25 protein-coding genes are annotated in these 26,621 nt (G+C 64.5%); 6 read left to right on the top strand and 19 right to left on the bottom strand.

Features of this window, described 5'->3' with window-relative positions; translation table 11 throughout:
- Nucleotides 1-186: 186 nt before the first annotated feature.
- From FXB38_RS06740 to FXB38_RS06700, 9 genes are all read right to left on the bottom strand, one after another.
- A complete protein-coding gene (locus tag FXB38_RS06740) occupies nt 187-378 on the bottom strand; it encodes a hypothetical protein (protein WP_148749969.1) in 192 nt (63 codons plus the stop codon).
- 66 nt (nt 379-444) lie between these two features.
- Entirely contained in the window at nt 445-1,287 is an 843-nt protein-coding gene (locus FXB38_RS06735) for a hypothetical protein (RefSeq protein WP_148749968.1), read from the bottom strand.
- Between the two features lie 247 nt (nt 1,288-1,534).
- Nucleotides 1,535-3,424, bottom strand: coding sequence for a PQQ-binding-like beta-propeller repeat protein (locus tag FXB38_RS45320; RefSeq protein WP_148749967.1), 1,890 nt, complete (start codon nt 3,422-3,424; stop codon nt 1,535-1,537).
- 2 nt (nt 3,425-3,426) lie between these two features.
- Nucleotides 3,427-3,891 carry a hypothetical protein gene (locus FXB38_RS06725; protein WP_148749966.1) on the bottom strand — a complete coding sequence of 155 codons (465 nt, stop codon included), beginning with the start codon at nt 3,889-3,891 and terminating at the stop codon, nt 3,427-3,429.
- Nucleotides 3,892-3,901: 10 nt separating this feature from the next.
- Nucleotides 3,902-5,644, bottom strand: coding sequence for an alpha-amylase family protein (locus FXB38_RS06720; RefSeq protein WP_148749965.1), 1,743 nt, complete (start codon nt 5,642-5,644; stop codon nt 3,902-3,904).
- 132 nt (nt 5,645-5,776) lie between these two features.
- Nucleotides 5,777-6,448: a hypothetical protein gene (locus FXB38_RS06715; RefSeq protein WP_148749964.1), complete on the bottom strand. Its 672-nt coding sequence runs from the start codon at nt 6,446-6,448 to the stop codon at nt 5,777-5,779.
- Between the two features lie 87 nt (nt 6,449-6,535).
- Nucleotides 6,536-7,282 carry a hypothetical protein gene (locus FXB38_RS06710; RefSeq protein ID WP_187434703.1) on the bottom strand — a complete coding sequence of 249 codons (747 nt, stop codon included), beginning with the start codon at nt 7,280-7,282 and terminating at the stop codon, nt 6,536-6,538.
- Between the two features lie 133 nt (nt 7,283-7,415).
- Nucleotides 7,416-7,664: a hypothetical protein gene (locus FXB38_RS06705; protein WP_148749963.1), complete on the bottom strand. Its 249-nt coding sequence runs from the start codon at nt 7,662-7,664 to the stop codon at nt 7,416-7,418.
- 123 nt (nt 7,665-7,787) lie between these two features.
- Complete coding sequence (locus FXB38_RS06700; protein ID WP_148749962.1) at nt 7,788-8,753, bottom strand: NAD(P)H-dependent flavin oxidoreductase; 966 nt, start codon at nt 8,751-8,753, stop codon at nt 7,788-7,790.
- 124 nt (nt 8,754-8,877) lie between these two features.
- Here FXB38_RS06700 and FXB38_RS06695 point away from each other — a divergent pair, with 124 nt between their 5' ends.
- The gene (locus tag FXB38_RS06695) at nt 8,878-10,440 is read left to right on the top strand and encodes an AMP-binding protein (RefSeq protein ID WP_148749961.1); all 1,563 of its coding nucleotides are present in this window, start codon (nt 8,878-8,880) and stop codon (nt 10,438-10,440) included.
- Nucleotides 10,441-10,782: 342 nt separating this feature from the next.
- Here the strand turns inward: FXB38_RS06695 and FXB38_RS06690 are convergent, their stop codons facing one another.
- The 7 genes from FXB38_RS06690 to FXB38_RS06660 all read right to left on the bottom strand — a co-directional run bounded on the left by FXB38_RS06690 (nt 10,783) and on the right by FXB38_RS06660 (nt 16,352).
- A complete protein-coding gene (locus FXB38_RS06690) occupies nt 10,783-11,556 on the bottom strand; it encodes a thioesterase family protein (RefSeq protein WP_148749960.1) in 774 nt (257 codons plus the stop codon).
- An 11-nt stretch (nt 11,557-11,567) separates the two neighbouring features.
- On the bottom strand, nt 11,568-12,536 hold the full coding sequence (locus FXB38_RS06685; RefSeq protein ID WP_148749959.1) for an NAD(P)H-dependent flavin oxidoreductase: 969 nt from the start codon (nt 12,534-12,536) through the stop codon (nt 11,568-11,570).
- 262 nt (nt 12,537-12,798) lie between these two features.
- Entirely contained in the window at nt 12,799-14,199 is a 1,401-nt protein-coding gene (locus FXB38_RS06680; protein WP_148749958.1) for an aspartate ammonia-lyase, read from the bottom strand.
- 27 nt (nt 14,200-14,226) lie between these two features.
- Nucleotides 14,227-14,748, bottom strand: coding sequence for a hypothetical protein (locus FXB38_RS06675; RefSeq protein WP_148749957.1), 522 nt, complete (start codon nt 14,746-14,748; stop codon nt 14,227-14,229).
- Between the two features lie 81 nt (nt 14,749-14,829).
- Complete coding sequence (locus FXB38_RS06670) at nt 14,830-15,411, bottom strand: YqaA family protein (protein WP_148749956.1); 582 nt, start codon at nt 15,409-15,411, stop codon at nt 14,830-14,832.
- A gap of 56 nt (nt 15,412-15,467) precedes the next feature.
- A complete protein-coding gene (gene hisE, locus FXB38_RS06665; protein WP_148749955.1) occupies nt 15,468-15,872 on the bottom strand; it encodes a phosphoribosyl-ATP diphosphatase in 405 nt (134 codons plus the stop codon).
- 102 nt (nt 15,873-15,974) lie between these two features.
- On the bottom strand, nt 15,975-16,352 hold the full coding sequence (locus tag FXB38_RS06660; protein ID WP_246229709.1) for a hypothetical protein: 378 nt from the start codon (nt 16,350-16,352) through the stop codon (nt 15,975-15,977).
- A 227-nt stretch (nt 16,353-16,579) separates the two neighbouring features.
- On the opposite strand from FXB38_RS06660, the gene FXB38_RS06655 reads away from it, so the two are divergent.
- From FXB38_RS06655 to FXB38_RS06635, 5 genes are all read left to right on the top strand, one after another.
- Complete coding sequence (locus FXB38_RS06655; protein ID WP_148749954.1) at nt 16,580-17,620, top strand: ABC transporter substrate-binding protein; 1,041 nt, start codon at nt 16,580-16,582, stop codon at nt 17,618-17,620.
- Nucleotides 17,621-17,710: 90 nt separating this feature from the next.
- Nucleotides 17,711-19,519, top strand: a complete 1,809-nt coding sequence (locus FXB38_RS06650) for a glucan ABC transporter ATP-binding protein/ permease (RefSeq protein WP_148749953.1) — start codon at nt 17,711-17,713, stop codon at nt 19,517-19,519.
- Nucleotides 19,520-19,707: 188 nt separating this feature from the next.
- Nucleotides 19,708-21,192 carry a D-alanyl-D-alanine carboxypeptidase family protein gene (locus tag FXB38_RS06645; protein ID WP_148749952.1) on the top strand — a complete coding sequence of 495 codons (1,485 nt, stop codon included), beginning with the start codon at nt 19,708-19,710 and terminating at the stop codon, nt 21,190-21,192.
- 194 nt (nt 21,193-21,386) lie between these two features.
- Nucleotides 21,387-23,072, top strand: a complete 1,686-nt coding sequence (locus FXB38_RS06640) for a long-chain fatty acid--CoA ligase (RefSeq protein ID WP_148749951.1) — start codon at nt 21,387-21,389, stop codon at nt 23,070-23,072.
- 206 nt (nt 23,073-23,278) lie between these two features.
- Nucleotides 23,279-23,764 (top strand): peroxiredoxin, encoded by a 486-nt coding sequence (locus FXB38_RS06635; RefSeq protein WP_148749950.1) that lies wholly within the window; start codon nt 23,279-23,281, stop codon nt 23,762-23,764.
- Between the two features lie 175 nt (nt 23,765-23,939).
- Here the strand turns inward: FXB38_RS06635 and rnhA are convergent, their stop codons facing one another.
- From rnhA to ispH, 3 genes are read right to left on the bottom strand one after another with little or no spacing between them, the layout of a single operon-like run.
- Nucleotides 23,940-24,404, bottom strand: a complete 465-nt coding sequence (gene rnhA / locus FXB38_RS06630; RefSeq protein ID WP_148749949.1) for a ribonuclease HI — start codon at nt 24,402-24,404, stop codon at nt 23,940-23,942.
- Nucleotides 24,401-25,384, bottom strand: a complete 984-nt coding sequence (locus tag FXB38_RS06625) for a homoserine kinase (RefSeq protein WP_148749948.1) — start codon at nt 25,382-25,384, stop codon at nt 24,401-24,403. Before FXB38_RS06625 ends, rnhA begins: the two co-directional genes overlap by 4 nt.
- Nucleotides 25,385-25,390: 6 nt before the next feature.
- The gene (gene ispH, locus FXB38_RS06620; protein WP_148749947.1) at nt 25,391-26,359 is read right to left on the bottom strand and encodes a 4-hydroxy-3-methylbut-2-enyl diphosphate reductase; all 969 of its coding nucleotides are present in this window, start codon (nt 26,357-26,359) and stop codon (nt 25,391-25,393) included.
- Nucleotides 26,360-26,621 lie beyond the last annotated feature (262 nt).

Genomic DNA, 26,621 nt, shown 5'->3' with positions numbered 1-26,621 from the left:
CGCTCGATCAGCCAATCAGCCCGCTCAGCAACCCGAACATCGCCAAAAGACATCGCAGGCCCTCCGTCCCAGACAGGTCGAAAGGCCTTGAATCACATCCATAAACTCCGGGGAATCACTTTCGGGCATCCCATAGCCCAGGAGCGGGAGGGTGAACAACGTAGCCGTCGCGGTGGGAATCACGCCCTAACCGTTGGAACGATCCTTTTCCGGCGAGATCTTGTTGGCTTCGTCGCGCGCCTTGCGCGCCGCTTCATCGGTGATCTCACGAGGCGTCGGCGCGCGGCCGGGCTTCGCGCCCGATTCCGCGTCGCGGATCGTCGAACGCAATTCTTCGGCCCTCCGCTTGCGGGCCTTCTCGTCGTCATCCGCGCTCATGCGTGTCACCTCCATCGACGCTCCAGTTCACACCAAGCTAATGGCATCTGGAGCGCCGACAAGGCCTCAGGAACCGCTGACCGCCTTGATCGCTTCCCGCAATGCGGCCGCGCGGCTCGTGAACGGATCGTCCTTTGCCGGCTTGCCCTTGAGCGCGCGCATGGACTGTTTGGCGCTGGGGCTGCCCTTGTCGAGCGCTTTGGCGCGACTTGCCTCTGTACATCGGTCGATGGCCGCGCGAACGTTGGTGCCTGTGAGCTTGAGGCCCTCGATCGGTCCATCAGCCGCCTTTGCACCTCCAAACCAGTTGCGCTGCCACCAGGTCTTTGTCGACGGCACGTACCAGCTCAAGTAGCCGTCCTTCAGGACCTGCCGCGGTTCCTTCAGCGATCCGGTGTAGCTGTAGCGGACGCCCGCCGCGGGCATCGGATCGAAATAGTTTGGCGTATAGAAGTCGGAGACCTGGATGCCGTTGATGGTGTAGGCGCAATCCGCCGCCTCGCAGGGATCGCAGACTTCGACCAGGAAGTTGACCCGTCCTTGGCTCTTGACTGGCGACTCGCCGGCAACCGTGCGGCGGCCGAATGGATCGGCGAGCATCTCCAGGCATTCGTGGCTGGCTGTCAGCGACCAGGAGCGATCGTACATGACCAGCGAGAACGGCTGGCCGTGCTTGTCCTCATGGTAGCCCGCAGCCGAAGGATCGCCGATGTCGTCCTTGATGATGATCGGCCAATAATCCAGCGGCACGTCTTCCAGATGTTCATAGGCGGCGACATCGGCGTTGATTTTCCAGATCGGCCCGAAATCGCGCGAAACCTGCTTGGACAGAGCGCCGGCGACCTTAGCCAGCTCGGCCGGCTTAATCTTCGATTCTTCGGAAACAAGTGCAACATGGGCTGTCAGCATGAATGGCTCCAATGAGTACGTTACGATCAAAATTTGGAGGCGCGGGGCGTTCCGAGAGGATTGAAATTCATTGCGCCGAAAATACTGCGAGTGCGCCGCACAACCATAGAGAAACATCTAGATAATATTCAATTTCACAAGCAGATGCAATCGGCCTTTGCTGCCCTCTCCGGACAGTTGCGATGGACAACGGACGTATCCGTGCCGAGAACCGGACGGCACAAGCGCACCGGTTTGGAGCGGCCCTCTAGTTCGTCAGCCCATAGACGTCGAGCTGGCCGTTATAGGTCGGGCGATAGATGCGGCCCTTCCAGACGATCGGGCGGTTGAACTTGGGATGCATGAAGGCGTGCTCTGGACCCCAGTTCTCGCTGTCCCAGATCGCCTGAAGCCGCTTCGAGCCATCCGGATTCGTCGCAAAATTCTGCGCGTCGTAGACCAGGAAACGTCCGGGGCTCAGCATCATGTTGCTGTCCTTGTAGGGGACCATTGCGACGATGATGGCATCAGCGCCGTTGTTGGCCGCGAGCGTGATGCTCCAGCCGGGCATGCCGCCCGATGGACGCGGCGATTGCGGCGAGGCGATCTCGTTGGATCCGGCGAGATAGGTCGAGGTCCCGTCGGCCGCGATCGACCACGCCCGCAGCGCGCTGTTCTCGCCGCCGACGACATGCATTACGCCATGCATGGAGGACGAAAACAGCAGCGGCGTGCCATGCAGATGCCGCGTCGCGCCGCCCGGCCACAGATTCAGCTCCATCGGCGAGGCCGGCGCCGGCGGCACGGTGGGATCGAAGAACGTATAGAGGATCGGCGGCTTCTTGAGCTTGGCATAGTTGGCGGCGAAGTGACCGGCCTGAAGATCGCCCGGTTGCGTGTCCCCAAGCACCGCGGCATTGCCGGTGTAGAGAATGCCGTCCTTGCCCGCCGCAAGCACGGCGTGAGCCGATGCGACATAGACCGGCCCGCCCGAGCCGAAGTCCTGGTCGCTCCATGCCGATTCCTTCATCGCCGCCAGGTGATGCGCCACGACCGGCGCGATCTGTGCATCCATTGCGTCGGGCCCGGACGTCACCGCGACATGCGCCGTCTCGCGCGCATGAAGCGGCGTGAGCGCCATTCCCATCCGCTTGGCATGGCCGATCACCGCGGTCAGCGAGACATTCGACGGCAGCGCGTGCGCATCGTCATCGTCGTCGAGCAGCGCCGCAGCCGCGGCGCCGACCCGGTTGGCATCTGTCCACGGCGTCCACCACGACAGCACCTCGAAATGCGCGAGAGGTCCAGTGTGCAAGGCCAGCCGCACCACACTCTCGCCGAAATCGCCTTGGTGCGGCGAGAACGCGCCGTTGCCGGTGATGACATAGATCGAGCCGTCGGGGGCAATGGCGGGACCGGCCCCGCTCTGCCACAGCCCGCCGCCGGAGCCGGTCACGGTGGAGCACCATGCAGCCGCAATATGCCAGTCATGGACGTCAACCGCGATCAACCAGCCCCGCGCCGCCGCCGAGGTCTCCCTGACCGTGCCGAAGGGAATCAGCACGTGGTTCTGCGTCAGCGTCAGTGCGCTGCGTTGCTTGCGCTGGATCGAGACGAATTTCTGCACGGGCAGGCCACCTGGCGGGGTGTAGACCGCGCCCTCCAGATTCAACAGCTTGTCATGCACCTTCGAGCCGTCGCTGATCCGCAAGCCCGCGAGAAAATGCTGGGCCCTGGCAACGCTGCCATCATCGCTGATCCAGGCGCAGGCATAGAGAATGCCGGTGGCTTCGTCGATCACGGGGGTCGAGAGGATCCCCCAATCGACATTGGTCATGTGACCGTCGATGGCCAGCGTTCCGACGATGGGACGGCCGAGATTCGTCGCCCAGATTTTTTCGCCGGTGACCGCATCGAAGGCGTAGACCCAGTTGCCCATGGTGGCCTGGAAGATCAGGTCGCGGGTCTTGCCATCAGGTGTGTGCACGCCGCCGACAGCGAGCGGCTGCGCCTCGAGCCGGGGATCGTCGGGAATAGGAATGCTGAAGAGCTTTGCGATGCCCCTGGTCCGGACGGCGGTCGCCGTCAGTACCGTCTCGGCATTGGTCGCGCCGGTCCTGGCCAGATTATAGCTACGGGTGGTGACGGAGGCGGCCATGGTCAGGCTCCCCAGGCAAGGAGGCTTCCGGCCGCGATCAGGCTGGCCGCAGCAAGTGGTCGCGCATCGCGCGAGCCTGCGCGGCACCAGCTCAGCACGACGGCTCCGCAGGCAAAGCCGAGTCCGGCCATGATCGCGCTCGACAGCGCAAGGGCCGGCGCATCGCCCGTGCGCGACACGACATTGTCGATCGCCAGCAGCGGCGGCAACACATAGAGCCATCCCGGTGCATTCACGAGACGTTGCGCGATGGGCAGTCCGACGAGAAGCGCCGCACCGCTCGCCATCAGCAGCATCGCTGCAAGCCCACCTGCGGGCGGCAGGCTGACGCCGAGTGCCGAGCCGAGCCCGTCGCACAGGCCGAACATCAGTGCGAGCGGCAGCACATGCCGCCCCGGCACGACGAAAGACAGCGCAAAGGCGGCAATGAGGCTGTCGGCGGACGTCCACAACAGATGCAATGACATTGGGATCCTCTCAAACGATTTGTGGAGCAAGGTAGGTGACGTCGACGGAAAACGGCGCGCCGTGCTCCGGCAACTGCCGGCCCGCGACGCGAATATGATGCTCGCCGGTCGCGCCGGCCGTTCCTTCCGCGCTGACATGGTCGCCGCTGCAGACGGCCTCGACCACACTGTGCCCTTGCGCATCGGTGACGGTGACCTTGAGCGAGCCACCTGCCGGCACGCCGTGGCGATCGAGGCTGACCTCGATGACGATCCTGCTGCCCTGCTCCACCCAGATCCGCGCCGTCTCGGTCTCGGCATTGCCGGCCGGCAGCGTGTCGAGATCGGCGGCGCCGAAGATCGTTTGCGTGGTGTGACGGGGATGGCGGATGGACGCGAGATTCAGGCCCGCGCGCGAGAAGCACAGATAGCTCTGGCCCTTGCTGAAGACGTTGCTCGGGATCGTGAAGCTTGCGACACCGTTTCCGTCGGTCCGGATATCGTCGTGATGACCGCTATAGTCCTGCAATTGCACGTTGGCCCCGAACGCGGTCTGGCAGCTGATTGTGCGCGCATTCATGGTGTCGAAGTTCAACGCGGTCAGCAGGCCGGGCGCGCCGATCCTGTTGAGCACGATCACCTTGTCATCGAGAAAGCGGCCGCTGCTCGGCCCATTGGCAAGGTGCTCGTGGATCCAGACCAGATTGTCGATCCACGGCTTCAGCCCGTAGGCGCCGGGCCAGACGCTGGACGGGAAATAATCCTTGCCGTAGACGAACGGGTAGCCCTCGACCGACAGCAGGAAGGCGTAGGCCAGAAGCTTGTTGCTGATGACTTGCTGACCCGGCGAGGTATCGGTATCAGGATTGTCAACGAAGGTGCACGTGAGATCGGGACGCCAGCTCGTATAGCCAGCGCCGTCCAAGGCCCGCGCATTGCCGCCGTCGCAGGCGGATTGCAGCGCCCAATGCATCGGGAAATCGGCGACCAGCGACCGGCCATTGAGCGGCGGCTGCGTCGCCCAGCCGTTGAGGATCGCGCGATTGCCGTCGAAATACTCCGAATAGAAGAACTTCGAGGCCATCACGCCATGGGTCATGAACTCGCGCACGAACGGCGCCCAGGTGCCCTTGACGTCGTCGAAGCGTGCGCCGTCCGCGCCGGTGGTGCGGAACACCCATTCGCCGAAGTCGAGCGCATCCTCGATCGTGACGCGCGGCGGCCGGCAGCGCTGGTAGGACAGCTCGCGACCGAACGGAAAATCGTTGGGCGGGCTCGGCACGTCGTCATCGGGCAGATCGTCCGGCGGCACGCCGCGAAACCAGCCGGGCGAGGTGGCGTGCCGTCCGTTCAGCGACTGCCCGTCCGCGCCGAGATAGCGGAACACGCCGGGGCCGCCATTCTCGCCGCTGCGTTGATGCAGAACGAGATCGAGATAGACGTCGATATCGCAGGCATGCGCGACGGCGACCAGACGCGTCAGCGACGCCCTGGTGCCGTAGCGCGTGGCGACCGAGCCTTGCTGGCTCTTGCTGCCGATGTCGCGGGGATCGAACACGCCATAGCCGTCACAGCCCGGCCCGGCACCGCCTTGCGCCTTCGACGTCGGCGGCAGCTGGATTGCGGTGAAGCCGACATTGCGCAGTGCGCGAACATGCGTTGCGAGGAAATCGAGCAGCCAGGGTGCGCCGCGCCCGTCGACCGGCGCAGGCACGGTCACGCGTTCGCCGTGCGGACCGAAGAAGCGTCCCCAAGCTAGCAGCGCTACTCCCATGACGCGGCCTCTGTCTGGCGGCGTCAATCATGCCTTGGACGGAGATCATCCGGAAGTTGAAATTTACGGCAAGCGCTGCCACAGAACGAACCGCCGCTCACGTTCGCGTGCGCGGCGACGCTGCGTCAGATGCTAATCGTCGTCGGGGCCGAACAGCATGAAGCCACCGCGCGGACGGCGGGCAACATCGCGCGCATAGGAATCCTCGCGAATGTTGCGCGCGACATCATCCCAGTCGGTCAGATCGCGCCCGCCGCGTGCATCACGCGTGTCATAATGGCGTCGCTCGGCCCAGCGCTCACGACGCTCCGCACGTCGCCGCTCGGACGCGGCGCGCCGCACGTCAGAATCCCTGGCCTTGGCATAGGCGCTGTCAGGTGAGGATGCCGGTTCGGTCGAGGCCTGTTGCTCGATGGGTTTTGTCGCTTGCGGAGGCGACGCAGGCACCGGCTTGGGCGGCTCGACCGCGGCCGTTGCCTGGGGAGGCGGCGGTGCGGCCGCGGCATCGATCTGAGCACTCTGAGCGTCGGGCTTCACGTCGGGTTTGGCTTCAGCCTGCGCGGGCGCCGCGATCATCGCGCCAAAACTTTGCGATCCAGTGAGATATTGCACGCGCTCCGATGGCGCGTTTGTCGTGACCGGCGCGGCGGCTTCCGCGTGTTGCGCTATCTTGCCGGCATCCGGCCCCTGCTTGGGCGCGATCGGCTGCATGATATCGCCGGCGACGATGCCGCCGCCGAGACCAATGGCGATGGCGGCGACAATCGATCCGGCGCCGACGAAATAGGCTGTCGAGGCGCGCATTGGTCCACTCCCTGTTTGGAGCGGGCAACGCCTGTTGATTACCGGATGTTCCTGACGAGAGTGCGGTTCCTCTAAGGAACCCAAACCTCAGATTTGCTGCGCGACGTTCTCGAGTCCGATGATGCGGGCGAGCTTGCGCACTTCTTCCTTCTGGTCGTCACGCAGCTGGAACAGCAGCGGCATCGCGGCCGACTTCAACTGCTGAACCTCGTCGCAGTTCGGATCGATCTGCACGTTCGGCCCGTTGGGATTGGAGAGCTTGTTGGCCGAGATCTTGCGGGCGACGTTGCGCAGCGCAGACTCGACCGAGGGCCAGTAATATTCCTGCGACGACGACAGCTTCAAGCGATCCCTGATGCCGGATATCTGCACCTCGGAGAGCAGCGAATAGGTCTTTTGCGGCTGCGGTTTCGCGACGGCCTTCGGCTTCGGTGCAGCCTCGATGGCGGCGGTAGTTTCCGCCGCAGCGGGCGCCTCATTCACGTTCGGCGATGAATTTGTCGATGCACTTGTCGATGAACTTGTCTTGGCCGTCGGGAAATCGGACGGGGTGGCGGCAGCAAAAGCCTGGCGCAGCGGTTCGATCAGCGCGGGGGCCTGAGACAGTCTGTCAGCGGGAACCTGCACCGGATCGATCGCGGCCGAGGCCAGCGCCAGCGTCGGAACCAGCCGGTCGGCCTTGGCGGCGCGGTTGGCGGCGACCGGCTTGGCCGGGGCCTGCGTCATCATCTCGGCGCTGACGCTGGGCACGCTGTCACGGCCGAGAATGGCAGTGGTGGCGGCACCGAGGACGAGGAAACAGGTCAGCACAATGATGGTGATGGCTCTGGACAAACGTCTCTCCGGAAGGACCGCTTCACGATGTTGTCAACGGTGCCCGGGAAAAGGGCACGAATTAAGGCTCGAGTGTGCCTTTGCGGCGACAATCACCCTGCCTGCAACGACAAGGCCGAAGAGCCAAATGAAATCAGGCAGCTGCGGCCAGATCGTAGGCGTCCTGGATGTCGGCGACGATCTCGGAGGCCTCCCAGACGGCGCGCGGCTCGACCGATTGCAGCGTCACCGTCCAATTGCCGCCCCGGCGGGTGCGGGGGACGCTGAGGATGTCGAAGCGGACATTGCGGCAGAGCGGGTGGCGGGCCAGCGCATGGGCGACGCGGACGCGGATGTCGTCCAGCGTTGCGGCTGTCTTGCTGTTGAGAAAATCGAAATCCATCGCCTGTCCCTCTCGTCCCGATTGGCGGCCGTGAGGGGATTCTTGGCGGGCGATGGTTAATCTGCCGTTAAGCGCCGGCTTGGGGAGCCATGCGGGATTAACCGTGCTGGGCGGCGCGGAACGCTATCGCCCCGTTGCGTCGCGGTACTCCGCGACCGTCCGGGTCACGAGATCGGCAACCGCCATCACGTCCGTGACGCCCGATGTCGAATGCCCGCCGCTCCAGATGTCGCGCCAGCGCTCGGGCCGGCTCTCGCGCGCGGCGACATCGATGTCCTTGCCGATGTCGATGGCGCCGCGTGCCGGGAGGTCGTCGGGATCGAGGCCCGCAGCGACGATCGACGGCTTCAGCATGCTGGTTTGCAAGCCGGTAAACGCGGTGGTGAGCAGAATGTCGTCGGCGCTGCTCTCGACCAGCATCTGCTTGTGGCGTTCGTCCGCCATGCTCTCGCGCGTAGCGATGAACTTTGTGCCCATATAGCCGAGATCGCAGCCGAGCACTTCGGCCGCATGCAGCGCGCGGCCATCGCTGATGCCGCCGGCGAGCACGATGATGCCGTCGTAAAATGCGCGCACCGCGCGGACGAACGCGAACGGGTTGAGCCAGCCGGTCTGTCCGCCCGCGCCCGCGGTGAGCAGCACCAGGCCGTCGGCGCCGGCTGCCGCCGCGCGTTCGGCGTGGCGGATGGAGGCCACATCCGCCAGCACCAATGCGCCGGCACCATGCAGCGGCTTCAACACCGGCGCCGGCGAGCCGACCGAGGTGATGACGATCTCAGGCTTGTGCTTGAGCAGCACGGCGAGATCCTGCTCCAGCTGCGCGTTCGAGCGATGCACGATCAAATTCGGACAGAGCGGCGCGGCCTTGCGGCCGGTTTGATCCTCGTGCTGACGCAACCGCGTTGCGATTTCGGTGAACCATTCATCGAGCTGTTCCGTGCTGCGGCAGTTCGCGGTTGGAAAGCTGCCGATCACCCCGTTGCGGCAGGCCGCGACCATCAGCTCGACACCGGAGACCAGAAACATCGGCGCTGCGATCAAAGGCAGGCCGAGACGATCGCGAAAACGTTGCAGTCGATCGGATGTCAACCATGCCTCCTGATCACTCTTGGCTCCGCGCGCGGGCTTTGCCGTTCCATCCCGCATTCTCTGTGCTAGCGTCATCGGCAACATTGGCACGTGAGAAGCCGATGACAAAGCAACGAGGAAACATATGTCCGATCCGCTCCACGCGTCGTCCCCGACTTGTGCGCAGACGCTACGGGCCCTGGCGCGCTACCCCGGCCGCATTGCTTTCGCCTGGCCCGGCGGATCGCTGAGTTATCAAGGCACGCTCGACCTGATCGGACGATTCCAGAGCGTATTCATGCGGCTCGGTTTGCAGCCCGGCTCGCGCGTCGCCTTCCTCACCGCGAACCGCGCCGACACCTGGTGCGCCGGTATCGCCGCGCAATTGTCGCGATGCTGCATCACCTGGCTGCATCCGCTGGGATCGGAGACGGACCAACTGTTCCAGCTCGAAGATTCCGAGGCCGAAGTGCTGGTGGTCGACGTGGCCGCCTTCCGCGATCGCGGTGGAGAGCTCGCTGCAAAAGCAACGCGGCTCAAGGCGGTCTTCACCATCGGGCCGGCCGACGACGGTGTCGATCTCTTGCAGGCGATCGAGGGCGCGGGACATGCCAGCGCGCGGTGCCTCGCAAGTCTCGACGATCTCTCCACGCTGAACTACACCGGCGGCACCACCGGCAAGTCCAAGGGCGCGCTGCGCCATCATCGCGAGAACGCGGGCGCTGCCGGCGCGATCCTCGCCGATTTCGAGATTCCGGACGCCGCGCGCTATCTCACGGTCGCCCCGATCAGCCATGTCGCGGGCACCAAGGTGCTGCCGACACTGATGCGCGGCGGCACCGTGCACATGCTGAAGGGGTTCGATCCCGAGGCGGTGCTGGCGACGATCGCACGCGAGCGCATCAATTTCACGCTGTTCGTGCCGACCATGATCTATGTGCTGCTCGACCATCCCGCGCTCGGCAAGACCGATCTCTCATCGCTTGAGCTTGTGCTCTACGGGGCGTCGGCGATGTCGCCGAGCCGGCTGATCGAAGGCATCGAGCGCATCGGCCCGGTGTTCTCGCAGCTCTACGGCCAGACCGAATGCTATCCGGTCTCGGTGCTGCGCAAGAGGGATCACGATTCCAAGACGCCGGAGCTGTTTCTGTCCTGCGGCTTCCCGAGTGCGGCCTGCGAGGTCAGGATTCTCGACGACAGCGACCAAGAGGTGAAGACCGGTGACGCCGGCGAAATCTGCGTGCGCGCGCCGCATGTGATGACGGAATACTGGAAGCGGCCTGATATCACCGCGCAGACACTGAAGAACGGTTGGGTCCACACCGGCGACATCGCGCGCCAGAACGAGCGCGGCTACCTATTCATCCTCGATCGCAAGAAGGACATGATCGTCACCGGCGGCTTCAACATCTTTCCGCGCGAGATCGAGGACGTGCTGTCGCAGCATGCCGATGTTGCGATGGTCGCCGTCGTCGGCATCCCCGACGAGAAATGGGGCGAGGCGGTCACGGCCATCGTCGTGCCGCGCGATGGCACAAAGCCCGATCCGGACGAGCTGATCGATCTGGTGCGGAGGCGTAAGGGTTCCGCGCATGCGCCGAAACAGATCCAGTTCGTCAAGCAGCTGCCGATGACCGGCGTCGGCAAGGTCGACAAGAAGGTGCTGCGCGCAGGCTTCTGGAGCGGACGGGACCGGATGGTCGGGTAAATACCCCGGAATTCTACGGGGTCGTGTGGCCCCGGCACCACAATGCGTGACAGAGTGCGCGTCTGCGCGGGCCGCGCGATTGCCGGCGAATCAGGGAATCAACTAGACCGCTGATGGGGCTGGGAAGCGGAGTAAGACATGCGAGTCGCTTCCCTGGAAAGTGCAGTCGCCGCGGTCACGTTGATCACGGCCATCATCGTGGTGCTGTGGGAGATCAAGATCTTCTACGGCGTGTGAACAGGCAGGATGCCCTGGTCGAACACGACCAAGCATCCCTTCCGCGGCGGCGGAAGCCTGCCGTTCAAGTGGCACAAGCAGCGATCACGTCGCCTGCCATCACACTCACCGCTTCTCGATCACCAGGCTCTGCACCGCGCGGCCGAAATAGCCTTGGCGATCGGCCAGCCGCGACATCGCAAGCCCGGCGCCATCCGGGCCGATCCAGGATTCGCCGTCGAGCAAGATCCAGTCGCCGACCGGCTGGCGCGCCAGGCTCACCGAGAGGTCGGCGTTGATGTAGGTCCAGGTGCGGAAGTCGAGCGTCGAGGCGGTGCCGTTGGAGAAATCGGCGGCGACCACGGCCCGCATCGCCTGCGAGACCGCCTCGCCTTCGACCAGCGGATGGTCGAGGCGAAACCAGATCGCACCGGCACCGGCCTGGCCGAAGCGGCCGCGTGCGGCGCGCATCGAGACCATGCCCGCGAACGGGCTGGTCGCGCCGTGACCGTCCTCGACCAGCGAGTCCTCGGGCGACGGCAGCGTGACCGGCAACTCCCTGACGTCATCGGGCAGCGGCTGCGCCTGTTGCTTGATCTTGAGCACGGTGGCGCCGACGACCTGTACGCCGTCGGCGAGCAGCTTGACCTCGCAGAGCTGGATCTTGCGACCCTCGCGCAGCACCGTGGTCTCGATCGTGAGCGGCGCCACCGGCACCGGGCGCATCAGGTCGATGGTGACGCGTGCGATGTTCATCGCGACCTGTGTCGGAATACGCTCCGCGGCCCACGTCACCAGCGCCGATGGCGCCGAGCCGTGCTGCATGCGCCGGTCCCACGGCCCTGCGGCATTGGGGCTGGTGACGACGCTGTTGCCGTCGACGCGGTAGATGGCGGTCATTGCGAGAGCTATCACAACGGCGGATCGATCGCCTCGTCGTATTCCTTCTTGAAACGCGCGATCATCTCGGCGGCGGGCACGATGCCATCGACGCTGCCGATGCCCTGGCCCGAGCCCCAGATCTCCTTCCAGGCCTTCGGCTTGGCGCGCTCGCCGGAGGCGTCGGTGCCAAAGTTCATCTTGGAGGGATCGGAGGTCGGCAGGTTTTCCGGATCCATGCCGGCGGCGAGGATCGAGGGCTTCAGATAATTGCCGTGCACGCCGGTGAAGAGGTTGGAATAGACGATGTCGTCGGCGCTCGCACCCGCGATCATCTCCTTGTAGGTCTCGACCGCGTTGGCCTCCTTGGTCGCGATGAAGGCCGAGCCGATATAGGCGAAGTCGGCGCCGAGAACGCGCGCGGCGCGGATCGCCTTGCCGTTGCCGATGGCGCCCGACAGCGCGATCGGGCCGTCGAACCATTTCCGCGTTTCGGCTACGAAAGCGAGCGGCGAGATGGTGCCGGCATGGCCACCGGCGCCGGCCGCGACCAGGATCAGGCCGTCGGCACCCTTCTCGATCGCCTTGTGGGCGAATTTCTGATTGATCACGTCGTGGAAGACGATGCCGCCCCAGCCGTGAACGGCTTGATTGAGCTCCTCGCGTGCGCCAAGCGAGGAGATGATCATCGGCACCTTGTACTTGGCGCAGAGCTGCATGTCGTGGTCGAGCCGGTTATTCGACTTGTGCACGATCTGGTTGACCGCGAACGGCGCCGACGGCTTGTCGGGATGCGCGCGGTCGTAGGCCGCGAGCTCTTCGGTGATCCGCGCCAGCCACTCGTCGAGCAATTCCGGCGGCCGCGCGTTCAGCGACGGGAACGAGCCGACCACGCCCGCCTTGCACTGCGCAATCACGAGGTCGGGCACCGAGATGATGAAGAGCGGCGAACCGATCACGGGGATCGACAGGCGTCCCTTGAACAGAGCAGGCATGGACATTGCGGAGCGATCCTTTGCTGGCAGACGCATTGAAGGTTGGGAGCCATACCAACAAGGCAATCTTTCCACTGTCAAGTATTGCGTTTTGACGCCGTGGCGGATGCCGTTACCGCAATTCCAATGCGCGGAATTCTTTTGTCCGTCATTCCGGGGCGACGCGCAGCGTCGAACCCGGAATCCATTGGGCGCCGGCGCGAATAGCGAAATGGATTCCGGGCTCGCGCTACGCGCGCCCCCGGAATGACGGGAGGAGAGAGCACCATCACCCAAGCAAATCCGGATTGATCAGCCGCTCGAACGAGAACATCTCGTCCCATTTTTCCTGCGTCAGCAGCTTGCGTTCGGTCACCACGATCTGGTGCAGCGACTTGCCGCTCTTGTAGCCCTCGCGCGCGATCTCGGCGCATTGCTTGTAGCCGAGCAGCGGCTTCAGCACGGTGACGATGCCGAGCGAGTTCAGCACCATGTTGCGGGTGTGTTCCTCGTTGGCGGTGATACCGACCACGCAATTCTCGCGCAGGCTGTTGACCGCGCGCTCCATGGTGCGGATCGAGAAGAACAGCGCAAACGAGATCACCGGCTCCATCACGTTGAGCTGGAGCTGGCCGGCACTCGCAGCGAGCGTCACCGTGGTGTCGAGCCCGATGACGAGGAAGCTGGTCTGGTTCACGACCTCGGGGATGACAGGATTGACCTTGCCCGGCATGATCGAGGAGCCCGGCTGCAATTGCGGCAGGTTGATCTCGTTGAAGCCGGCGCGCGGGCCGGAGGCGAGCAGGCGGATGTCGTTGCAGATTTTCGTCAGCTTGCTCGCGGTGCGCTTGAGCACGCCGGAGAGCTGCACATAGGCGCCGGTGTCCGAGGTCGCCTCCACGAGATCGCCGGCGAGAATGAAGTCGACGCCGGTCAGCGCGCTGAGATGCCGGACCGCGAGTTTTGGGTAGCCGACCGCTGCCGTCACGGAGGTGCCGATCGCGGTGGCGCCGAGATTGATCTCGCGCAGCAGCGCGCGCGCCTCGGAGATGCGGTCGACTTCCTCGCCGATCGTGGTGCCCCAGCCGCGAAATTCGGCGCCGAGCGACATCGGCACCGCGTCCTGGAGATGCGTGCGCCCCATCTTCAGCACGCGTTCGAACTCGCGGCCCTTGGCGAAGAAGGCCTCCCGGAGCTGGCGCAGCGCCATCATGTAGCTCTCGAGCCGCAGGATCAGCGCCAGCCGGAATGCGGTCGGATAGGTGTCGTTGGTCGACTGGCCGTAATTGACGTGGTCGTTCGGGCTGACGTGCTGGTAATCGCCCTTGTTGAAGCCGAGCGATTCCAGCGCGAGGTTGGCGATCACCTCGTTGGCGTTCATGTTGGTCGAAGTACCGGCGCCGCCCTGGATGAAGTCGGTGACGAACTGGTCCATCATATCGCCGGCGATGACGCGGTCGCACCCGACGATGATCGCGTCCGCCACCTTCGTGTCGATCGCGCCGAGATCGCGATTGGCCATCGCGGCGGCCTTCTTCACGTAACCCAGCGCCTTCACGAAGTAAGGCTCCTGGTTCATCGGAATGCCGGTGATGTGGAAGTTTTCCTTACCCCGGATGGTCTGGACGCCGTAGTAGATGTCGTCGGCGATCTCACGCTGTCCGAGGAAGTCCTGCTCAGTGCGGCTCATGGGCGCTCCTTTGGTCGCGCGACGTCCTCAGTTCTGGCACAGCGCGCTGGTGACGACGGTATCGGTGCGGCAATCATCCGGTTTGCGTTGCCTGCCCGGAATGAGAACCTTGGCCGAGCACTTCTCGGCGGAATCGGTGTTCAAGCTCTTGCCTTCCTTGTAGCCCTTGCCCTGGCAGAGCTGATCGGCAGCGAGCTTGCAGTCGGGCCCGCCGCTTGGCGAGACCGGACAGGCCGCACGCCCCGACACCATGGTGGACGGCCGCGCCAGGCGCGACAGATCGTTCATGGTCTCGCTCGGGCTTTTGATCGGCGGCAGGATCGAGGGCAGCTTGTCGAACAGCTTGCCCATTTCGTTGATCAGTCCGGGGTTTTCCGAAGCTGCAGGCGTCGATGGCGGCGGCGCGGCCTGCGGCCCCTGCTCCTGCAGACCGAGCGTCGGCGGCGCCGATTGCGCCCACCCGGTCCCGCCAGCACCGGGCAGGAGCAGCAGCACCGCCGAGATCAGCGTCCCGAGCCGCACTGCCGGAGTTCCGGATCGAACCATCATGGGGCAACCGTAGCCGAAGCCGGCGCGGCGTGAAAGCGTTGGGGATCCAACTCCCGGAATCCAGATCCTGGAATCTAAGTCCTAGATCAGCTTGATCGCGACCACGAAGCCGAGCACCAGCACGGCAGCGCCGAGCGCCACCCACAGGGCGAGATGCCGCTCGATCCGCTCGCGGATCCAGTCGCCATAGCGATTGAGGAGGATCGCTACGATGAAGAAGCGCCCGCCGCGCGCGACAATCGAGCACAGGATGAAAAGAACGAGATTGTAGCCGGCAAAGCCCGAGGTGATGGTGACGAGCTTGTAGGGGATCGGCGTCAGGCCCTTGAGCAGGATGATCACCGCGCCCCATTCCGCGTAGGAGGCGCGGAAAGCATCGACCTTGCCGCCGAGGCCGTAGACCTGGATCAGCCAATGGCCGACCGAGTCGAACAGCAGCGCACCAATGGCGTAGCCGAGCAGACCGCCGACCACCGAGGTGGCCGTGCAGATCGCGGCGTAGAGCCAGGCGCGCTGCGGACGCGCCAGCGACATCGGGATCAGCATCACGTCCGGGGGAACTGGAAAGAACGAGCTTTCGGCGAAAGCCACGGCCCCCATGATCCAGAGCGCGTAAGGCTTGTGGGCGGCGTCGATGCACCAATCGTAGATACGTTTCAGCATGCGCCGCGATGAAGCACCATGGGACGGATTTGTCCATCGTGGAGTTTTGTGACGCTTTAGTGCCGTTTGCGCGCCGCGCGGCCCTCGAGCGCGACAATTGGCCGCCGGGCCGAAATACGCGGTGACGCGACCTTGGGCAGCTTCATCGGCGATTTCGGCAGCTTTTCGGCAATGCCCAACATGTCCTCACGCCGCGACATTTCACGCCAGACGTCTTCGGGGCGCACGCCGGCGGAAGCCCATAGCACGGTGAGATTGTAGAGCAGATCGGCGCTTTCCCGGACCACGGCCTCGGCGTCGCCGTTGACCGCATCGATCACGACCTCGATCGCCTCTTCGGCCAGCTTCTTCGCCATTTTGGAGGGCCCACGCTGAAACAGCCGGGCAGTGCGCGATGTTGCCGGATCAAGGTCCCTGGCCGCGAGGACAGCCAGATATAGCCGCTCAAGCGAATCACTCATGTACGCAAAACTACTCTAAACAAATGGTCGACGCGTTAACGCCTAACAATAAAAGGCAAAAGGCCGGAGCGACAAGCGCGCCGGCCTTTCGTGGTCAACGACTTACCAACAACCCGCGCCGCCTCGGCTGCAGGTGGCAAAGGGGTCGCGACTGCCACTGCCATTGGTGCCCAGGTATTCGCGATCGTTCCTGTAATAACCCGGGCCGCCGTAATAGGCCGGGCCGTTATCGTAATAGACCGGGCCGCCGCCGTAATAGGCCGGGGCATCATAGGCATACGCATCGCGGGTTGCGGCGATCGCGAGCCCGGTGCCGATGGCGCCGGCAATGGCTGCACCGGCAAAGGCCGCGCCGCCGCCCCCATGCCAGTGGCGGCCGCCTGCGAACGATGCGCTGGGGGCGGCGATTGTCAGCGCCAGCACCGCCGCGGTGGCGAGAACGGCCTTGCGGCCCGTAAACTTCGAAAATCGGTCAAACATGGCGTGGACCCTCCTTGGGACCTGCATTGGTGCCTCGAGACAGGCTCATGTCTTTCAAACATCCGCATTCCATGTTGGGTTCCCCAACCCCAACAGAAGATGAACGTGGTTGCGTGATCGTGACGCAACCACTGCTCATCCGCCGTTCATGTTGATGTGAACACACTCGTCGCCGGCCGGCGCTGCGAGCGTCACGAAACCACAACAATGCGGAACCGGCGCGACCGATGGTTGGATTCAAGACGATCGTCACTCACGGCCTGCTGGTCCTCGCGATCGTGCTTGCCGCGCGCCATGTGGACGCGGCCGAGACCGTGGCGCCGCCTGTGGCGATCCACGTCACCTTCGACCGTCCGGTCGATGCGAGCATGGCGCCGTTCTTCATGGCCGCAAAGGACGGCAAGTTCGGCGCCGAGCACCTCAACGTCTCCTTCAACAGCGCGGCCGGATCGCCGGAAGCACTTGCGCGCGTTGCTACCGGCAATAGCGAGCTCGCGCTCGTCGACATCAACGAGCTCATTCGTTTTCGCGACAAGGCCGATGCGCCGCCGGTTAAGGCGGTGTTCGTGCTGTTCAACCGCGCGCCCTACGCAATCGTCGCCCGCAAGAGCCGCGGCATCCATTTGCTCTCCGATCTCGACGGCAAGGCCGTCGGCGTCGCCGACAGCGATCTGTCGATCCGGCTGTGGCCGGCGCTGGCACGGCAGAACGGCATCGACGTCTCGCATGTCAAATTCTTCAAGATGAGTGCGGCGGTGCGCGAGCCGGTGCTCTCGGCGGGACAGGTCGACGCCGTCGCCGGGTTCTCCTATCTCTCCGCGGTGAATTTGCGCGACCGCGGCGTGCCGGCCGATGATCTCGCCGTGCTGCGTTATGCCGACTATGGCTGCGAGGCCTACGGTTTTGCCGTCGTCGCCAGTCCCGCTTTCGCCACGGCGAAGCCGGACGCGCTGAAGGGTTTTGTCCGCGCGCTGATTGCGGGCATCACCACAGCCGCGAAGGAGCCGGCGCGCGCGGCGGACGAGGCCGCCGGCCGCATCGACGACAGCGACCGCGACCTCGAACTCGCGCGCCTGCGCACCGTGCTCGCCGACAACATCCTGACCGACGAGGTCCGACGCAACGGCCTCGGCGGCGTCGATCCGGCGCGCCTGGAGCGCTCGATCGACCAGATCGCCGAGGATTTCAGATTCCACAAGCGTCCGGCGGCGGGCGACATCTTCGATGGCCGGTTCCTGCCGCCGGTTGAAAGCCGGCTCAGCAATTGAGCAAAACCGGCAGCTTCTGCTGTATCTCGCGGGCGATCCCTGCTTAGAATATCTGCTCGTCCCGTTTGATCCGCCAGAGTCCGACCTCGCATGTCCATTTTCAGCCTCTACACCCGTGTTCTCGAGCTGCTCGGAAAAGAAGCGCGGCTGGGCTGGTTGTTGGCAGTCGCTAATCTCCTGCTTGCCGCCTCGCAATTCGCCGAACCGGTGCTGTTTGGCCGCATCGTCGACGTGCTCTCCGGCAAGACGGTAGCCGGCTCAAGCTCGGCCTGGCCGTTCCTGATCGCCTGGGTCGCGTTCGGGCTGTTCACCATCGGCTGCAGCGCGCTCGTGGCGTTGCAGGCCGACCGGCTCTCCCACCGCCAGCGCCAGGCGGTGTTGACCAGCTATTTCGAGCACATTCTGCAACTGCCCCTGACCTTCCACTCCGGCACCCATTCGGGCCGGCTGATGAAGGTCATGCTGAACGGCACAGATGCGCTGTGGCGGCTGTGGCTCGGCTTCTTCCGCGAGCATTTTGCCGCGATCCTCTCGGTCGTGGTGCTGCTGCCGCTGTCGCTCTATCTGAATTGGCGACTCGCGATCCTGCTGTTCGTACTCTGCATCGTCTTCACCGCACTGACGACCTTCGTCGTGCGCAGGACCTTTGGCATGCAGATGGCGGTCGAGGAGCAATATAGCGAGCTCTCGGCGCGCGCCTCCGATGCGCTCGGCAACGTCGCGCTGGTGCAGAGCTTCGTCCGCGTCGAGTCCGAGGTGCAGGGCCTGCGCTCCGTCGCCGATCAGTTGCTCGCGGCCCAAATGCCGGTGCTGTCATGGTGGGCGCTCGTCACTGTGATCACACGCGCCTCCACCACCATCACCGTGCTCGCGATCTTCACGCTCGGCATCGCTCTGCACGACCAGGGCCTGACCTCGGTCGGCGAGATCGTGATGTTCGTGAGCTTCGCGACGCTCTTGATCCAGAAGCTCGAGCAGGTCGTGAGCTTCATCAACAGCGTATTCATGGAAGCGCCGCGCCTGCGCGAGTTCTTCAACGTTCTCGACGCCGTGCCCGCGGTGCACGACCGCTCCGACGCGATCGATGCGGGGCGGCTCTCCGGCCTGGTCGAGTTCAATGACGTCACGTTCTCTTATGACGGCAAGCGGCCGGCGGTCGAGGATCTCTCCTTCACCGCGCTGCCCGGCCAGACCATTGCGCTGGTCGGCCCGACCGGCGCCGGCAAGTCGACCGCGATCGCGCTCTTGCATCGCGCCTTCGATCCCCAGTCCGGCTTCATCAAGATCGACGGCATGGACGTGCGCGGTGTGACGCTGACCTCGCTGCGGCGGAATATCGGCGTCGTGTTCCAGGAAGCGCTGCTGTTCAACCGCTCGATCGCGGAGAATTTGCGCGTCGGCAAGCCGGACGCAACCGACGCCGAGATGCGCAAGGCGGCCGAGCGCGCACAGGCGCTCGAGTTCATCGAGCGTAGCGGCGGTTTCGAGACCAATGCCGGCGAGCGCGGCCGCATGCTGTCCGGCGGCGAGCGGCAACGGCTGTCGGTCGCACGCGCGCTGCTGAAGGACCCGCCGATCCTGATCCTGGACGAGGCGACCAGCGCGCTCGACGCCATCACCGAGGCCAAGCTGAATGCCGCTCTCGATGAAGTGATGAAGGGCCGCACCACCTTCGTGATCGCCCACCGCCTCTCCACCATCCGCAATGCCACGCGGATCCTGGTGTTCGAGGACGGACGGGTGATCGAAAGCGGAACTTTCGATGAACTCGTGGCCAAAGGCGGCCATTTTGCCGAACTCGCCAAGGCCCAGTTCATGGTGCAGGAAAGTGCTCAGGCAAATGCGCGGCCCAGCGCGGGTGCCGCCGAGGCCGCGGCCTCTGCCGCCAAATCCCCTTAACAAGTCCCCGTAGCACCGTCGAAATTCAGCCTATTTCATCGCGGAATACGCAGCCGAAACCCCTGTTCTCGACGCACGAGCCGGTATAGGTTTGCGCTGCCGCAAGCGGCGGCGCTGGATTTCAGAACCGAACATCAGATCACGAGAACCGTCCGAACTGGCGGATCTCCAAGGACCGGAATCGGATAGTGCACGCCTTTCGCCCGCTGCTTCGCAAGTCTCTGTTCAACCTGTTCGCCGCAGCGCTCGCGGTCGGTGCGCTGCTCGTACCGCGCGTCGCAAATGCTGAAGCACTGCTTCTGATCGAAGCCGACACCGGCAAGGTGCTGCAAGCGGACAACGCGACCAATCCCTGGTATCCGGCCTCCGTCACCAAGATCATGACTGCCTATGTGACGCTGAAGGCGGTGAAGGACGGCAAGATCACGCTCGACACGCTGCTGACGGTGTCGCCGACGGCCGCCTCGCAATCGCCCTCGAAGATGGGCCTCCGTCCGGGGACACAGCTCACCGTCGACAACGCACTGAAGATGATGATGGTCAAGTCGGCGAACGACATGGCCGTGGTGCTCGCCGAAGGCCTCGGCGGTTCGATCGACGGCTTCTCCGTGATGATGAACGACACCGCGAAGAAGCTCGGCATGACGCAGACGAACTACGTCAATCCGAACGGCCTGCCTGCAGATGGACACGTCACCTCGGCACGCGACCTCGGGATTCTCGCGCGCTCGTTCCTGCGCGACCTGCCGGAATACGAATATTTCGTGCATATCCCGGCGATCCGCTTCGGCAAGCGCGTCACTGGCAATTTCAACAAGCTGATCGGCCGCTATCCCGGCGCCGACGGTTTCAAGACCGGCTTCATCTGCGCCTCCGGCTACAACCTCGTGGCCTCCGCCACGCGCAACGGCCGCCGCCTGATCGCGGTGGTGCTCGGCGCCAATTCCGGCACCGCGCGTGCGGTGAAGGCGGCGCAGCTGCTCGAGCGCGGCTTCAGCCAGGATAATCTGTCGTGGCTGCGGCCCTCGCTCGGCACCGTCGAGAACCTCGTGCCCGTCGACGCCTCGCCGCCGAATTTGCGCGAGGAGATGTGCGGCGGTCACCGCAAGCGGCCGGCCAGTGACGACGACGATGCGCTGATCGCGACCAACGGCGGCGGCACGACCGGGTCTGCCACCGGCGGCGAAGCCCAGGTGACGTTCTTCACCGCAGGGCTCCAGCCGCCGCTGATGAGGGCGTCCGAGCTGATGGCCTCGGCGCCTGCAGCCGCAGAGCCCATGGTGGTCTATACCGGCCCGACCCGCACCGGCGCGGCCCTGGTCGCGGCGGTCGCAGCCGACACCGATCAGCAGACCCCGCCGAAGGCGCGTGGCAAGAAGTCGCGCGCCGCCAAGAAGCCCGATGCCGGCAGCGACGCCAAGACTGACGGCAAGACTGACACCAAGACTGCCGCGGCGAAACCGGCCGCCACCAAGCCCGACGCGGCCGCGAAGAGTGACACCAAGAGCGCGGCAAAGCCGGCGGCGAGCAAGCGTGCCGCGGCCAAGTCTGATGCGGCGGCCAAGCCTTCTGATAAGCCTGCGGAGAAGCCGGCGGCGAGTGGCGATCAGACTGCCAAGCCGGCCAAGCCCAAAGCCGCCACCAAGCCGAAGCCCGCGCCCAACAACAGCTAGGTTAAGGCTCAAGGCCGCCTGGCTACGCCCGCACTTCGCACTGCGGCAGCGATCTGCGACGATTCCGGTAGCCACTCTCCAGCCTTTGCCCTAAGCCTCGACCGCCTTGCCAGCCGTTCCGGCAGGCTCGATACTGCCGGCAATGAGGCAAGCCCGAGACACAACGGGCTCTGGTGCAAGAGAGGGGAGTTTCCATGGAGCGCATCTGGCTCAAGCAATATCCGCCCGGCGTGCCCGCTGATATCGAGCCGACTCAATACGCGTCGCTGGTCGACCTCCTTGAGGAGAGTTTTGCCAAGTTCGCCGACCGCAAGGCGTTCATCTGCATGGACAAGGCGATCAGCTATCGCGACCTCGACCAGATGTCGCTGGCGCTCGCTGCTTACCTGCAGGGACGCGGCCTGCAGCGCGGCGCGCGCGTCGCCATCATGATGCCGAACGTGCTGCAATATCCGGTCGCCACCGCCGCGGTGCTGCGCGCCGGCTTTGCCGTGGTCAACGTCAATCCGCTCTACACCCCGCGCGAGCTCGAGCATCAGCTCAAGGATTCCGGCGCCGAAGCGATCATCGTGCTGGAGAACTTTGCGCACACCGTCGAGCAGGTGATCGCGAAGACGCAGGTCAAGCACGTCATCGTCGCCAGCATGGGCGACCTGCTCGGCTTCAAGGGCGTGATCGTCAATCTCGTCGTCCGCCGCGTCAAGAAGATGGTGCCGACCTGGTCGCTGCCGGGCGCTGTCTCGTTCAACGATGCGCTCTCGGCCGGCCGGGGTGCAACCCTCAACAAGCCAAAGCTGTCGCCCGGCGACGTCGCCTTCCTGCAATATACCGGCGGCACCACCGGTGTCTCCAAGGGCGCCACGCTGCTCCATCGCAATATCGTCGCCAACGTGCTGCAGAACGATGCTTGGCTGCAGCCGGCGATGACCACGCCGCCGCATGTCGATCAGCTCATGATCGTCTGTGCGCTGCCGCTCTATCACATCTTCGCACTGACGGCCTGCTACCTACTCGCGGTGCGCGCCGGCGGCTGCAATCTCCTGATCCCCAACCCGCGCGACATCGCCGGCTTCGTCAAGGAGCTCGCGAAATACCAGGTCAACAGCTTCCCGGCGGTGAACACGCTCTACAACGGCTTGATGCACCATCCCGACTTCAAGAAGCTCGACTTCTCCAAGCTGAAGATTTCCAACGGCGGCGGCATGGCGGTACAGCGCCCGGTGGCGGAGCAGTGGAAAGCCGTGACCGGCTGCTTCATCGCCGAAGGCTACGGCCTGTCGGAGACTGCGCCGACGCTGACTTGCAATCCCGCGACCACAACCGAATTCTCGGGATCGATCGGGATTCCCGTGCCCTCGACCTGGATCTCGATCCGCGACGACGACGGCAATGAACTCCCGCTCGGCCAGCCCGGCGAGATCTGCTCCAAGGGCCCGCAGGTGATGTCGGGCTACTGGAACAGGCCGGAGGAGACCGCGAAGGTGATGACCGCGGACGGCTATTTCCGCACCGGCGACATCGGCATCATGGACGAGAAGGGCTACACCAAGATCGTGGACCGCAAGAAGGACATGATCCTGGTCTCCGGATTTAACGTCTATCCGAACGAGATCGAGGAAGTGATCGCGAGCCATCCGGGCGTGCTGGAATGCGCCGTGATCGGCGTTCCCGACAGCGGGTCCGGCGAAGCGGTGAAGGCGTTCGTGGTGAAGAAGGACCCGAACCTCACGGCGGAGGGCGTCATCAAGTTCTGCCGCGAGCAGCTCACCGGCTACAAGGTACCCAAGCAGATCGAATTCCGCGCCGACCTGCCCAAGACCAATGTCGGCAAGATCCTGCGCCGCGAACTGCGCGACGAGAAGAAGGCTCAGGCGGCGTAAGGCCGCCTCTCTCCGCCGTCATTCGAGGAGCTCTTCGCGACGAAGCAATCCAGAGTGTCACCGCGGCGACATCTCTGGATTGCTTCGCTCCGCTCGCAATGACGAGAAAATTGGCAGCCACTGCTCATCACACCGCTGTGAAGCCGTTTCCCTCCGCCGGTAAAATGCTCTAGAACAGCCCCGCCCCTTTCCACGGAGAATTCACGATGACCATTCAGATTGGCGACAAGCTGCCCGAGGCGAAATTCCGCGTGATGACGGCGGAAGGGCCGCAGGTGAAGACCACCGACGATATCTTCAAGGGCAAAAAGGTGGCGCTGTTCGCGGTGCCCGGCGCCTACACCGGCACCTGCCACAAGATGCATCTGCCGAGCATCTTCCTCAACGCCTATGCCATCAAGGACAAGGGCGTCGACACCATTGCGATCGTCTCCGTCAACGATGCCTTCGTCATGAACGCCTGGAAGCGCGACACCGACCAGCGCGACGAAGCGATCTTCCTCGCCGACGGCAACGCCGACTTCGCCAAGGCGATCGGCATGGAGCTGGACGCCTCCGGCAACGGCCTCGGCATCCGCTCCAAGCGCTATTCGATGCTGGTCGAGGACGGCGTGGTCAAGAAGCTGAACCTGGAGGCGATGCCCGGCAAGGTCGAGGTATCCGGCGGCGATACGCTGCTGGGACAGCTCTGAGCTTGAGGCGCCGCTCTCAGCCACAAATGACACTGTCATGCCCCGCGAAAGCGGGGCATCCAGTATTCCAGAGACGTCGAGATTCATTACAGCCGCCGCAGCGTGCTGGATCGCCCGGTCGAGCCGGGCGATGACAGTTGAGAATGAGGTCGCGTCGGCGACGACGTCGATGCCCCTACTCTGCGACCCGCTGCTGCAACCGCGCCTTGACGATCCCGTCGCGCGCCAGTTGATCGGCCCGCTCGTTCTCGGGATGCCCGGCGTGGCCTTTCACCCAGTGCCAGCGTACCTCATGCGCCTTCAGCGCGGTATCCAAGCGCTGCCATAGCTCGACATTCTTGACCGGCTTCTTGTCGGCGGTGCGCCAGCCGTTGCGCTTCCAGCCGTGGATCCAGCCGGTGATGCCCTGCCGGACATACTGGCTGTCGGTGTAGAGATCGACGGTGCATGGCTTCTTCAGCGCTTCGAGCGCCGAGATCGCCGCCATCAATTCCATCTGGTTGTTGGTGGTGTGGCGTTCGCCGCCGTTCAGCTCTTTTTCCTTGTCGCCGAACTTCAGGATCGCGCCCCAGCCGCCGGGCCCGGGATTTCCCGAGCAGGCGCCGTCGGTATAGATCGTGACATTGGGAAGCTCGCTCACGCGACCAGTCCTGACGGCAGCAGCCCGTAGTCGCGCGCGCTGGAGACGCTCTGGTGGAAGCGCAGCTTGCGAAAATACTCGAGCGGATCCTTCGGCTTGACCAGCGCGCCCGGCGGCACGTTGAGCCAGTCGACCAGCCGCGTGAGGAGGAAGCGGATCGCCGCACCGCGCGCCAGCAGCGGCAACGCAGCCTCTTCCGCCTCGGAGAGCTTTCGCACACGGCCATAGGCGTTCAGGAAGGCGCGCGCCTTGGTGACGTTGAAGGAGTGGTCCGGCTCGAAGCACCAGGCGTTCAGGCAGATCGCGACGTCATAGGCCAGCATGTCGTTGCAGGCGAAGGTGAAGTCGATGATCCCCGAGAGCTTGTCGCCGAGGAAGAAGACGTTGTCGTTGAAGAGGTCGGCGTGGATCACGCCCTCGGGCAGATTGCTCGGCCAGAGGCCACCCGAGAGATGGTCGAGCTCGGCCGCGAGAAATGCGCGCAGGCCCGGCTGCACCTCGTCGGCACGGTGTGCTGCCGCATCGAACAGCGGCCGCCAGCCCGCGACCGACAGCGCATTGGCACGCTTGATCGCAAAATTGGCGCCGGCCAGATGCATCCGGGCGAGGCCCTCGCCGACGCCGGCGCAATGCGTCGCGTTCGGCTTGCGCGGCCAGACGCCTTCGAGAAAGGTGATGATCGCCGCGGGGCGTCCCGACAGCTCGCGCAACGCTTCGCCGTCCTTCGCCTTCACCGGCAGCGGGCAGCTGACGCCGTGCTCGGCGAGATGCGTCATCAGCGCGAGGAAGTACGGCAGATCTTTCTTCGCCACGCGCTTCTCGTAGAGCGTGAGGATGAACGAGCCTTGGGTGGTGTGCAGGAGGAAGTTGGAATTTTCGACGCCCTCGGCGATGCCCTTGTAGGAGAGCAACTCGCCGAGATCGTATTGCCTCAGGAAATCCGCAAGCTCGTCGGCGGCAACGTCGGTGTAGACCGCCATGCAGGTTTACTCGGCGGCGGCTTCGGGGCGCACCTGGCGCGGCAGCGGGAAGAACTCGTTCTCTTCGGCGGCCGAGACCGTTTCCACGTGCAGCGTGTAGCGCTCGGCGAACGCGTCCATGATCTCCTCGACGATCACTTCCGGCGCCGACGCGCCCGCGGTGATGCCGAGGCTGGTGATGTTTTCGAACCGCGTCCAGTCGAGGTCGGCAGCGCGCTGCGCCAGCACCGCAACCTTGCAGCCCTCGCGCTCGGCGACCTCGCGCAGGCGCTGCGAGTTCGACGAGTTCGGCGCGCCGACCACGATCAGGGCGTCGACCACCGGCGCCACCTTCTTCACCGCGAGCTGGCGGTTGGTGGTGGCGTAGCAGATGTCTTCCTTGTGCGGCCCATTGATGTTCGGGAAGCGCTCCTTGAGCAGCGCCACGATCTCCGCGGTGTCGTCGATCGACAGTGTGGTCTGGGTCACGAAGGCGAGGTTGTTGGGGTCCTTCGGAGCGATGGTCTTGGCGTCCTCGGCGGTCTCGATCAGGGTGACGGCGCCGACCGGCAGCTGGCCGAGCGTGCCGACCACTTCGGGATGATGCGAATGGCCGATCAGAAAGATCTCGCGGCCGCGCTTGAAGTGGATCGCGGCCTCGCGGTGCACCTTGGTCACCAGCGGACAGGTCGCATCCAGCGAGAATAAATTGCGCGACGTGGCGTCGGCCGGAACCGACTTCGGCACGCCATGGGCCGAGAACACCACCGGCGCGGTGGTGTTTTCCGGGATCTCGGCGAGCTCCTCGACGAAGATGGCGCCCTTCTTCTTCAACCCGTCGACGACGTATTTGTTATGTACAATCTCATGGCGAACATAGACGGGGGCGCCGTATTTATCGAGCGCCCGTTCCACGGTGTCGATCGCCCGAACCACCCCAGCGCAGAAGCCGCGGGGAGAACAAAGCACTAACTTGAGGTCTGGTTTGGCTGACATTGAGCGATCTCGGGACCGAATCACCCACTCGCCTTCTGGCGGGGAACGGTCGATGGATGGAAAAGGGCCTGAAACGGTCTGCTTGGACTTATAGCGACTTGAGAGGGAATTGGGCCCCCTTTCGGGCGCTGTCAAGGCACTATCTATAGCAGAACCATTGCGTGGCTACCCCCTCCGGGCTTATATAGCGCGAATTCCCTGTCATCGCTGATGACCACCGGTTTCGCCTCCAGAGGGGTGGGCGAAGCACAAAGGAGATTTG

It is taken from the genome of Bradyrhizobium cytisi (genome assembly GCF_008123515.1).
Classification (GTDB): Bacteria; Pseudomonadota; Alphaproteobacteria; order Rhizobiales; family Xanthobacteraceae; genus Bradyrhizobium; species Bradyrhizobium cytisi.
This window is presented reverse-complemented; position numbering and strand designations above follow the sequence as displayed.

Bases quoted from the DNA above. Each gene is read 5' to 3' on its own strand.
- FXB38_RS06740 (WP_148749969.1), bottom strand. From the start codon at position 378: ATGAGCGCGGATGACGACGAGAAGGCCCGCAAGCGGAGGGCCGAAGAA.
- FXB38_RS06735 (WP_148749968.1), bottom strand. From the start codon at position 1,287: ATGCTGACAGCCCATGTTGCACTTGTTTCCGAAGAATCGAAGATTAAG.
- FXB38_RS45320 (WP_148749967.1), bottom strand. From the start codon at position 3,424: ATGGCCGCCTCCGTCACCACCCGTAGCTATAATCTGGCCAGGACCGGC.
- FXB38_RS06725 (WP_148749966.1), bottom strand. From the start codon at position 3,891: ATGTCATTGCATCTGTTGTGGACGTCCGCCGACAGCCTCATTGCCGCC.
- FXB38_RS06720 (WP_148749965.1), bottom strand. From the start codon at position 5,644: ATGGGAGTAGCGCTGCTAGCTTGGGGACGCTTCTTCGGTCCGCACGGC.
- FXB38_RS06715 (WP_148749964.1), bottom strand. From the start codon at position 6,448: ATGCGCGCCTCGACAGCCTATTTCGTCGGCGCCGGATCGATTGTCGCC.
- FXB38_RS06705 (WP_148749963.1), bottom strand. From the start codon at position 7,664: ATGGATTTCGATTTTCTCAACAGCAAGACAGCCGCAACGCTGGACGAC.
- FXB38_RS06695 (WP_148749961.1), top strand. From the start codon at position 8,878: ATGTCCGATCCGCTCCACGCGTCGTCCCCGACTTGTGCGCAGACGCTA.
- FXB38_RS06690 (WP_148749960.1), bottom strand. From the start codon at position 11,556: ATGACCGCCATCTACCGCGTCGACGGCAACAGCGTCGTCACCAGCCCC.
- FXB38_RS06685 (WP_148749959.1), bottom strand. From the start codon at position 12,536: ATGTCCATGCCTGCTCTGTTCAAGGGACGCCTGTCGATCCCCGTGATC.
- FXB38_RS06680 (WP_148749958.1), bottom strand. From the start codon at position 14,199: ATGAGCCGCACTGAGCAGGACTTCCTCGGACAGCGTGAGATCGCCGAC.
- FXB38_RS06675 (WP_148749957.1), bottom strand. From the start codon at position 14,748: ATGATGGTTCGATCCGGAACTCCGGCAGTGCGGCTCGGGACGCTGATC.
- FXB38_RS06670 (WP_148749956.1), bottom strand. From the start codon at position 15,411: ATGCTGAAACGTATCTACGATTGGTGCATCGACGCCGCCCACAAGCCT.
- hisE (WP_148749955.1), bottom strand. From the start codon at position 15,872: ATGAGTGATTCGCTTGAGCGGCTATATCTGGCTGTCCTCGCGGCCAGG.
- FXB38_RS06660 (WP_246229709.1), bottom strand. From the start codon at position 16,352: ATGTTTGACCGATTTTCGAAGTTTACGGGCCGCAAGGCCGTTCTCGCC.
- FXB38_RS06655 (WP_148749954.1), top strand. From the start codon at position 16,580: ATGGTTGGATTCAAGACGATCGTCACTCACGGCCTGCTGGTCCTCGCG.
- FXB38_RS06650 (WP_148749953.1), top strand. From the start codon at position 17,711: ATGTCCATTTTCAGCCTCTACACCCGTGTTCTCGAGCTGCTCGGAAAA.
- FXB38_RS06640 (WP_148749951.1), top strand. From the start codon at position 21,387: ATGGAGCGCATCTGGCTCAAGCAATATCCGCCCGGCGTGCCCGCTGAT.
- FXB38_RS06635 (WP_148749950.1), top strand. From the start codon at position 23,279: ATGACCATTCAGATTGGCGACAAGCTGCCCGAGGCGAAATTCCGCGTG.
- FXB38_RS06625 (WP_148749948.1), bottom strand. From the start codon at position 25,384: ATGGCGGTCTACACCGACGTTGCCGCCGACGAGCTTGCGGATTTCCTG.
- ispH (WP_148749947.1), bottom strand. From the start codon at position 26,359: ATGTCAGCCAAACCAGACCTCAAGTTAGTGCTTTGTTCTCCCCGCGGC.